Consider the following 1,314-nt stretch of genomic DNA (forward strand, 5'->3'; position numbering starts at 1 on the left):
TGTCCCGTCCTGAATAAGGTTTACACCTTCTGACCGATTCTCAGGAGGGCGTAATGAATACGGGAAAAAGGCGCAGTCAGCGTGACTATCCGCTGACCTTTAAATTGTCCGTCGTCGATCAGGTCGAAAAAGGCGAGTTGAGTTATAAAGAGGCTCAAGCGCGCTATGGCATTCAGGGCAAATCGACCGTATTGAACTGGTTACGCAGACATGGTCGACAAAACTGGAGTCAAGGCGCGTCCATTCGCACCAAGAGATCCCGTTCCATGGATGAGCCTGACAAGCCGCTGACGCCTGAGCAGCGAATCAAAGAGCTTGAAGAAAAACTCGCCCAGGCGAACCAAAAAGCTCAGTTTTTCGAAGCCGTTGTTGATGTGTTGAAAAACGACTTTGGTGTTTCTGTCGTAAAAAAGCGATCCGGCAAGTCCTCTCCCAAGCCAAGGTCCAAGACCTGAGTATTAGTCGGGCTTGCCAATTCATGGGGATTTCCCGTCAGGCCTATTACAAGCGCAATCGAGCGTGTGATGCCCGGGCACGCCAAGCCGAGGAAGTCATGGGCTTTGTGCGGGAAAAGCGGCTTAGACAACCTCGCCTCGGCACTCGAAAGCTCCACAATCTGATGCACAGTGAACCCAAGGTGTCGGTAAAGGTTGGTCGAGACTGCCTATTCGATATTTTGCGAGATCGGCGCGAGCTGGTCCCCCGCAAGCGGGCTTATCACAAAACGACCGATAGCCATCATCGGTTCCGCCGGCATCCCAATTTGCTTAAAGAAGGGCCGGTACAAATAGTCGCTACGGCGCCAGAACAAGTATGGGTAGCCGACATCACCTACTTACCCACTCAAACGGGCGTGGCCTATCTGAGCTTGGTCACGGATGCCTATTCTCGAAAAATCGTGGGTCATCATGTCCACGAAAGCTTGCATACCGAATCTGTGATTCAGGCATTCAGAAAAGCGCTCAAGCAGCGAACCACTGGGCAAGAGCTGGTTCATCACTCAGATAGGGGCGTCCAATACTGCTCCGAGCTTTATCAGCGGTTGCATGCCAAGTACGGTGTCAGATGCTCAATGACCGATGGCTACGACTGCTATCAAAATGCTTTGGCTGAGCGTGTGAACGGGATTTTGAAAACTGAGTTTCTCTTACATCGACCGAAAGATGCGGCAGAAGCCACGCGAATGGTGGACGAGTCGGTGCAAATCTATAACAACGAGCGACCTCATCTGTCGCTGAAATACAAAACGCCCGATGCGGTGCATCGGGCGTTTTGAGGCTGAAATGGGTGTAAACCTATTTCAGGACTGGACAC

1 protein-coding gene is annotated in these 1,314 nt (G+C 51.8%); it reads left to right on the forward strand.

The features are described 5' to 3' along the window. Positions 1 to 53: 53 nt before the first annotated feature. Positions 54 to 1,276, forward strand: a protein-coding gene (locus AC3WQN_RS25405) for an IS3 family transposase (RefSeq protein ID WP_103402423.1) whose coding sequence is annotated in 2 segments (ribosomal slippage) — positions 54 to 405 and positions 405 to 1,276 — 1,224 coding nt in all. Because the reading frame shifts where the segments join, the coding sequence is not laid out codon by codon here. Positions 1,277 to 1,314: the final 38 nt, after the last annotated feature.

It is taken from the genome of Pseudomonas sp. FW300-N1A1 (assembly GCF_058789115.1).